This window comes from Actinomadura bangladeshensis, from assembly GCF_004348335.1.
GTDB lineage: Bacteria > Actinomycetota > Actinomycetes > Streptosporangiales > Streptosporangiaceae > Spirillospora > Spirillospora bangladeshensis.
Window position 1 is genome coordinate 1 of sequence record NZ_SMJW01000327.1, and the last position, 7,632, is coordinate 7,632.

General features: G+C 74.5%; 6 protein-coding genes. 5 read left to right on the forward strand and 1 reads right to left on the reverse strand.

Annotated features, from left to right (window positions below):
* Nucleotides 1-12: 12 nt before the first annotated feature.
* On the reverse strand, nucleotides 13-1,245 hold the full coding sequence (locus E1284_RS36395) for a L,D-transpeptidase (protein WP_243714965.1): 1,233 nt from the start codon (nucleotides 1,243-1,245) through the stop codon (nucleotides 13-15).
* Nucleotides 1,246-1,590: 345 nt separating this feature from the next.
* On the opposite strand from E1284_RS36395, the gene E1284_RS36400 reads away from it, so the two are divergent.
* The 5 genes from E1284_RS36400 to E1284_RS36420 are packed head-to-tail and all read left to right on the forward strand — an operon-like array spanning nucleotide 1,591 to nucleotide 7,609.
* On the forward strand, nucleotides 1,591-2,994 hold the full coding sequence (locus E1284_RS36400) for a sugar transferase (protein ID WP_131944693.1): 1,404 nt from the start codon (nucleotides 1,591-1,593) through the stop codon (nucleotides 2,992-2,994).
* Entirely contained in the window at nucleotides 2,991-4,307 is a 1,317-nt protein-coding gene (locus E1284_RS36405) for an O-antigen ligase family protein (protein WP_131944694.1), read from the forward strand. Before E1284_RS36400 ends, E1284_RS36405 begins: the two co-directional genes overlap by 4 nt.
* A gap of 11 nt (nucleotides 4,308-4,318) precedes the next feature.
* Complete coding sequence (locus tag E1284_RS36410; protein ID WP_243714966.1) at nucleotides 4,319-5,986, forward strand: lipid II flippase MurJ; 1,668 nt, start codon at nucleotides 4,319-4,321, stop codon at nucleotides 5,984-5,986.
* A complete protein-coding gene (locus E1284_RS36415) occupies nucleotides 5,958-6,638 on the forward strand; it encodes a polysaccharide deacetylase family protein (protein ID WP_131944695.1) in 681 nt (226 codons plus the stop codon). The genes E1284_RS36410 and E1284_RS36415 overlap by 29 nt, the downstream gene beginning before the upstream one ends.
* A complete protein-coding gene (locus E1284_RS36420; RefSeq protein ID WP_131944696.1) occupies nucleotides 6,635-7,609 on the forward strand; it encodes a glycosyltransferase in 975 nt (324 codons plus the stop codon). Before E1284_RS36415 ends, E1284_RS36420 begins: the two co-directional genes overlap by 4 nt.
* Nucleotides 7,610-7,632 lie beyond the last annotated feature (23 nt).

Genomic DNA, 7,632 nt, shown 5'->3' on the forward strand with positions numbered 1-7,632 from the left:
CTCCCCCCGTCGTCAGGCCTTGGCGGTGGTGATGGTCTTGCCGAGGGCGCTGCCCTTGGCCCACTTGGTGAAGGGCAGCTGCCAGTAGCCCCAGCCGTTCGTCCACTGGAGGTTGCGCTTGGTGCCGGTGATTTTGACGATGTCGCCACGGTAGGACCAGTGGAAGAACCACTGGGCGTCGGCGGCGGGGGAGCGGACGCAGCCGTGGCTGCAGTTGCGGTTGCCGAGGCAGGACGGGTCGTCCATGTTCTGGTGGATGTACTCGCCGCTGTTGGAGATGCGGGTCGCCCAGGGGACCTTCTCGTCGTACCAGCCGGGGTCGCCCTTCTTCTTGCCCGGCGGGCGCATGCGCTCCAGGCGGACGTGGTCCATGGTGAGGTGGACGCCGCTGGTGGTGAGCAGGTGGTCGACGCCGTCGCGCTGGACGTCGCCGCCGACGCCGAGGCTGATGCCCCAGTTGCGGACGGTGCGGCCGTTCTTCTTGACGGTGAGCCGGTGCGTGTTCGAGTTGATGCTGACGACGTGCGAGTCACCGACCTTGAAGGTGTGGGTGACGTCCTTGTCGCCGAAGACGTCGGCGCCGATCTTCAGGCCGGCGTAGTGGACGGTGACGGTGACGCGCTGGCGGGGCTTCCACGGGTGCTTCGGGCGGAAGACCATCGAGGGGAGGCCGTTGAAGGACTCGCCGGCGCTCAGCCAGCGCCACGCGCCCTCGGTGGGGGTGGTGGAGGAGATCTCGGTGGCGCGCTCGATGAGCGGCTTGGCCTTGTCGGGGACGGCCTTGTTGAACTGGACGAAGATCGGCATGCCGGTGCCGACCGTCTCGTTCTGGCTCGGGACGACGTTGTTGACGCGGGTGGCGGCCGTGGCGCGGCTGGTGCGGAACGCGCTGGTCGCGGTGGTGGACTTGCCCTTCGGGGACGTGGCGGTGGCCGACACCTGGTAGCGGCCGCCGGGCTGCAGCGTCCAGGTGGACTGCCACTTGGTCTTGTCGGCCGACAGCTTCCCGGGGACGTCCTCGCCCTTCAGCTTGACGGAGACGGCGCCGAGCGCGCCGCCGGCGGCGGTGACCGTCACGCCCTCGTCGGGGCGGGCCTTGCCGTTGCCGTCCGCCGGCGTGATCGTCACCTGGGGCGTGCCGTCGTCTCCGCCTTTCGCGGTGACGCCGCCGGTCTCCCCGTCGCCGCCGCCGCATGCGGCCGCCAGTCCCAGGACCAGCGCCAGCACCAACGCCTTTCCTCGCACCGTTCTCCTTCAAAAGCCCGCCGGGCCCGCGGGTCGCGGGACGGCAACAAGATCGCTTACGGAACGGCCCTTTATTCCCGTCCCGTCCGAGGGCGGGGCGGCGCGTGTGGCGGCGTCCGATCACTTAGGACGTCCATCGTCCCCCGAAGGTTCGCCCGCGGGGGACGTTTCGGCGGATCTTTCGTGGTCCGCTGACGCTCGGGTCGCTCCGTCGATCTTCTCTTCAAGACTGTGGTGAGGCCGGTTAAAAGCGGCGGTCCCCGCACTGACCTGTTGCGATGCTGGAGCGTGGCCGCCAGCGACGGCCCCCGCCAGGTGAGTTCTCGGCTGTGAAGGGACCGCGCGATGAGAGCCCAGGGGCTGAGTCCTTCCATCGACTCCGGCGCCGGCGCCGCGGACGCCGTGCCGATGGCCGCCGGCGTGCTGGTCCCCGCCGGGCGCGGCGCGCGGACGCTCGCCGACCTCTGCCCGGCGTGCGTCGCCGTGGTGGACGGCTGGGCGATGGCCGTCGGCGTCTCCATGTCGCGGGGCGGGATGCTCGCGGGGCTCGCGGCGCTGGGCGTCGTGGTGTTCAACGCCTCCGGCGGGCTCTACCGGACGCGCCGCAGCCCGTCGCTGCTGGCCGACGCACCGGCGCTCCTGGCCCGGATGCTCGTGGTCGGCGCGGTCGCCGCGGTCCTGCTGCCGCATCCGGTGACGGCGCTGCTGTGGGCGGTCGCGGTGTCCGCGTCGATGTCGTTCGGCTTCCGGGCGTTCATGAACGCCGCCGTCCGAACGTACCGGTGCCGCCGCGCCCGGCCGCGTCCGGCGCTCGTCGTCGGGACGGGCGGGACGGCCGCGCACATGGTCGACATCCTCCGGGACCGCAGCGAGTTCGGCCTGTCGCCGATCGGGCAGGTGGCGGCGGGACGTCCCGCGTCGACGCCGGTGCTCGGCGAGACGTCCGACCTCCCGGCGCTGGTGGAGGAGTACTCGGTCGACACGCTCGTCGTCGTCGCCGAGGACGTGCACCCCGACGAGCTGGACGCCGTGCTGCGCATGTCGTTCGGGCTGCCGTGCGAGACGCTGCTCGTCCAGCCGCCGTCGCACGTGGTGCCGGTGGCGCCGGTGCGGCGCGAGTACCTCGCCGGGCTGCCGTGCGCGCGGGTCGACTGGCGGCTCGGCGACCCCGCCGCCCGGCGCGCGAAGCGGGCCCTGGACGTCGTGGTGGCGTGCCTGCTGCTCGTCGTCGCGGCGCCGGTCCTCGCCGCGTGCGCGCTGGCCGTGCGGCTGGAGGGCGGCCCCGGCGTGCTGTTCCGGCAGCGGCGGATCGGGCTCGGCGGCGAGGAGTTCGTGCTGCTGAAGTTCCGCACGCTGAAGCCGGCGGACGAGGAGGAGGCCGACACCCGCTGGACGGTCAAGAACGACGCCCGGATGGGGCGGGTCGGCCGCTTCCTCCGCAACACGTCGCTGGACGAGCTCCCGCAGCTGTGGAACGTCGTCCGGGGCGACATGAGCCTCGTCGGGCCGCGTCCGGAACGTCCCCATTTCGTGGAGCAGTTCGCCCGCACCTGCCCCGGCTACATGCTGCGGCACCGCGTCCCGGTCGGGATGACGGGCTGGGCGCAGATCCACGGCTTCCGCGGCGACACCTCGATCGAGCTGCGGGCGCGGCTCGACAACCACTACATCGACCACTGGTCCTTCGCCGGCGACCTGAAGATCCTGCTGCTGACCGCGCGGGCCATGCTCTGCCGGGACGCCGGATGACCGTCCTCGCCCCGCCGCTCGCACCGAGCCGGGCGCCGAGGCGGACGAGCAGGCCCCACCGGCCGGGCCGGCCGAGCCGGCTGATCGCCGCGGCCGTGGCGAGCGTCGGCATCCCGCCGGGCGCGGAGGCGTTCGGCCCCGGCGTGCAGGTCACCGCCGGCGACATCGCGAGCTGCGCGCTCGTCGCGGTCGCCGCGTTCCTCCTGGCCACCGGGCGGGCCGAGATGCCGCGCGCGGCGTTCTGGGCGTTCGCGCCGCTGGTCGCGGGCCTCGGGATCAGCACCGTGCATTCGCCGGACATCGGGTCGAGCATGGCCGGGTTCGTCCGCGACCTGCAGGTCTTCGTGCTGGTGCCGCTGGCCGTCGTGCTGCTCGTCCGGGACCGCCGCGACCTCACGATCGTCCTCGCGTCGGTGCTCGGCCTCGGGCTGGCGGAGGCCGGGTACGGGATCTGGCAGTCGGTCACCGGCAACGGCGCGTCGATGGGCGGGCAGAACATCCGCGCCGTCGGCACGTTCGGCGCCCTGGACGTGATGGCGATGTCGGTCGTCGCCGGGTTCGCGTTCCTCATCCTGACCGCGTTCGCGCTGACCGCGCCGGGCCGGGGACCGGCCGCCGTCCCGGCCGCGCTGGCCGGGCTCGCCGTGCTGGCCGGCGCGCTCACCCTCGCGCTGAGCCGCGGGACATGGCTCGCCCTCGGCGCCGCCGCCGTCCTCACCCTGGTCGTCTTCAGCCGGTGGACGGCCGTGAAGGTGCTGACCTGCTGCGCCGCGCTGATGGTGATGATGCTCGCGGTGCTGGGCGGCGGCGGGCAGGCCGTCGTCGAGCGGTCCAAGTCGATGGCGTCCTCGATCAGCCATCCCGACCAGTCGGTGGACGACCGGTACACCCTGTGGGCCGCCGCCGTCCGGATCTGGGCGGACCATCCCGTCACCGGCGTCGGCGTGAAGAACTTCCCGGCCTACCGCGACACCTACGCCACGATCGAGTTGTCGTCCGGCAGCGAGACCGCCGACCCCGTGAACGGGTACGCGCGGCAGCCGCTGCTGTCGCCGCACAACGAGTACCTGCTGTTCCTGTCCGAGCAGGGCATCGTCGGCTTCGCCGGGTTCGGCGCGCTGATCGCCGCGCTCGCCGGCGGGCTGTGGAGGCGCCGCCGCGTCCGCGACCCGCTGTGGCTCGCGAGCCTCGGCCTGCTGGCGTTCCTGCTCGTCAACTTCCTGTACGCGGACCTCGGCGGGCCGACCTGCGCGCTCGTCGCGATCGTCATCGGCGCCGTCGCCGCGCGCGCGTTCGGGGCGGTGCGGGAATGACCGGCGGCGGGATGAACTCCGTCGGGCGCGCCGCCGCGCTGTCGGGCGTGCTCATCGCGGCGGGCACCGGGCTCGGCTTCGCCCGCGACCTCGTGATGGCGCACATGTTCGGCGCGAGCCGCAGCACCGACGCGTTCCTCGTCGCCTGGACGATCCCCGAGACCGTGTCGCCGCTGCTCATCGAGGACGCGATGGCGCTGCTCATGGTCCCCGCCGTCACGCGGCTGCTCGCGCGCGGCGACGGGCTGCGCCCGCTCGCCGGGTCGACGCTGCCGCGCATGGTGCTCGGCCTGTCGCTGATCACCGTCACGCTCATCGCCGCCGCCCCGGTCGTGGTGGACGTCCTCGCGCCCGGCCTGGACGAGAGCGCCGCGGCCGTCCAGTGCGTCCGGCTGACCGCGATCACCGTGGTGACGTTCGGCGTCGCCGGCTTCATGAGCGCGGCGCTGCGCGCCCACCACCGGTTCGGCCCGCCCGCCGCCATCTACCTCGCCTACAACGTGGGCATCCTCGCGCTGATCGCGGGACTGTCCGGCGTCGTCGGGATCACCAGCGCCGCCGTCGGCGTCGCCGCCGGCAGCCTGCTGATGATCGCCGTGCAGGCCCCGGCCTTCGCCCGCTGCCTGCGCGACAGCCCGCCCGTGCGGGCCCTGGGCGGGGACGGTGTCGAATGGCGGCTCGGGGCCGCGGCGGTGGCGCCCGTCGTCGTCTACACGGTCACGCGGCAGTCGCAGGTGTTCGTCGAGCGCTTCCTGGGCTCGGAACTGGCCGCGGGCTCCATCTCGCACCTGAACTACGCGCAGAAGGTCGCGCAGGTCCCGATGGTGCTGTCGCTGCTGATCGTGACGGTGACGTTCCCGAGGCTCGCACGGGCCTCCGCGGACGGCGACACCTGGCAGGTCGCGCGCCGCATCCGGCAGGACCTCGTGGTCGCCAGCACGATGGTCCTGGGCGCGAGCGCGTTCCTCATCGCGTTCGCGCCGGCCGTCATCGGGGTGCTGTTCCAGCACGGCGAGTTCACGGCGGACGACACGGCGAGCACCGCGTCCATCATGCGGATCTACGCGCTCGGGCTGTGGGGGCAGTCGGCGGTCGGCCTCGCCGCCCGCGCGTTCTTCGCGCAGCGGCGGCCGACCTGGCGCCCGGCGCGGGTGCTGTGCCTCGGCCTCGCGGTGACCGCCGCGATCGGCGGCGCCTTCGCCGCGTCCGCCGGGACGCTCGCGCTCGCCGCCGCGAACGCCGCCGGGATCACGCTCGCCGCCGTGCTGCTGCTCGGCGGGCTGCGGCGCGGCATCGCGCCGGTCTCGCCGCGCCGGATCGCCGCCGACGTGTCCCGGCTGGTGCTCGCCGCCGCCGGGGCCTGCGCGGCGGGCGGCCTCACCGCGCACGCCGCCGCCGGGCTGCCGCCGCTCGTCCAGCTCGCGGTGGGCGGCCTCGTGACCACCGCCGTCTTCGCGGTCCTGATCGTCCTGGCGGGACCCGACCTCGTTGCTCCATGGATCGCTTTGCGGTCGCGCCGCAGCGTGCGCGGCCGGACCGAATCGGGGGAGACCAGTGAGCCAGCCGACCGAGCCGGCGGGAACCGCGCAGCCGGCGAGAACCACCGAACCGCACCCGGCGGAGGAGATCCGGCCGGCCCCGCTGGTGCTGATGTACCACTCGGTCGACCACGTCGATGAGGACCCGTACCTGATCACGGTGTCGCCGGGAAGGTTCGAGCGCCAGCTCGCCTGGCTGCGGGCGCGCGGGCTGCGCGGCGTCGCCATGGCCGAGCTGCTGGACGCGCACGCCGCCGGGCGGGCCCGCGGCCTCGTCGGGCTGACGTTCGACGACGGCTACGCCGACTTCGCGACCCGGGCCGTCCCCGCGCTGCTGCGGTACGGGTTCGGCGCGACCGTCTACGTCGTGTCCGGACGGATCGGCACCTACAACGCCTGGGACGCCGACGGCCCCCGCAAGCCGCTCATGACCGCCGACCAGATCCGGACCGTCGCCGGCGCCGGTATGGAGGTCGCCTCGCACGGCCGCCACCACGTGTCCCTCCCCGAGACCGACGACACCGAGCTCCGCGAGGAGCTGGAGGAGAGCCGCGCCGCGCTGGAGGACATCGTCCAGGCGCCGGTCACCGGCTTCGCCTACCCCTACGGGCACGCCGGCGCCCGCGAGGTCGAGGCGGTGCGCGCCGCCGGATACGACCACGCGTGCGACATCCGCCCCGAGGAGCCGTCCCGGCACGCGCTGCCGCGCACCTACATCGGCGACCGGGACGGGCCGCTGCGGCTGCGGGTCAAGCTCGTCCGGCACGAGCTGCGGCGCCGGAGCCACGTGTGACCCGCGTCCTGCACGTCATCACCGGGCTGGAGCACGGCGGCGCCGAACGCCAGCTCGCGCTGCTGCTGCGCCACCTGCCGGTCGCCTGCGAGGTCGCGACGCTCACCCGGACCGGCACGCTCGGCGCCGAGATCCGCCGGACCGGCGTGCCCGTCCACGAGATCGGGATGCGCGGCAACCGCGACCTCGCGGCGCTGCCCCGGCTCGCGCGGCTCATCCGGCGCGGCCGGTACGACGTCGTCCACACCCACCTGTACCGGGCGTGCGTCTACGGGCGGATCGCCGCGCGCCTCGCCGGGACGGCCCGCGTCATCGCCACCGAGCACTCGCTCGGCGACGGGCACATCGAGGGACGCGCGACGACGCGCGGCGTCCGGGCGCTGTACCGGGCGACCGAGCGGCTCGGGCACGCGACGATCGCGGTGTCGCCGACGGTCGCCGCCCGGCTGCGCGGCTGGGGCGTGCGGCCCGCCCGGATCGCCGTGATCCCGAACGGCATCGACGCCGCCGCGTTCGCGTTCGACGCCGCCCGCCGCGCCGCGACCCGCCGCCGGCTCGGCATCGGCCCGGACGAGCCGGTCGTCGGCGCGGTCGGGCGGCTCGTACCGACCAAGCGGTTCGACCTGCTGATCGAGGCGGCCGCCCGGCTGGACGGCGCCCGGCTGCTGCTCGTCGGCGCCGGGCCGATGCGCGGCGCGCTGGAGCGGCTCGCGCACGAGCTCCGCGTCCCGGTGGTCTTCACCGGCGGGACGTCGGACGTCGCGGGCGCGCTCGCCGCGATGGACGTGCTGGCCGCGCCGTCCGTCCAGGAGACGTTCGGGCTCGGCGTGCTGGAGGCCCTCGCCGCCGGGCTGCCCGTCCGCTACACGCCCGCCGCGCCGCGACCCGCCGCCGGCTCGGCATCGGCCCGGACGAGCCGGTCGTCGGCGCGGTCGGGCGGCTCGTACCGACCAAGCGGTTCGACCTGCTGATCGAGGCGGCCGCCCGGCTGGAC

Bases quoted from the DNA above. Each gene is read 5' to 3' on its own strand.
- E1284_RS36400 (WP_131944693.1), top strand. From the start codon at position 1,591: ATGAGAGCCCAGGGGCTGAGTCCTTCCATCGACTCCGGCGCCGGCGCC.
- E1284_RS36405 (WP_131944694.1), top strand. From the start codon at position 2,991: ATGACCGTCCTCGCCCCGCCGCTCGCACCGAGCCGGGCGCCGAGGCGG.
- E1284_RS36410 (WP_243714966.1), top strand. From the start codon at position 4,319: ATGAACTCCGTCGGGCGCGCCGCCGCGCTGTCGGGCGTGCTCATCGCG.
- E1284_RS36415 (WP_131944695.1), top strand. From the start codon at position 5,958: ATGTACCACTCGGTCGACCACGTCGATGAGGACCCGTACCTGATCACG.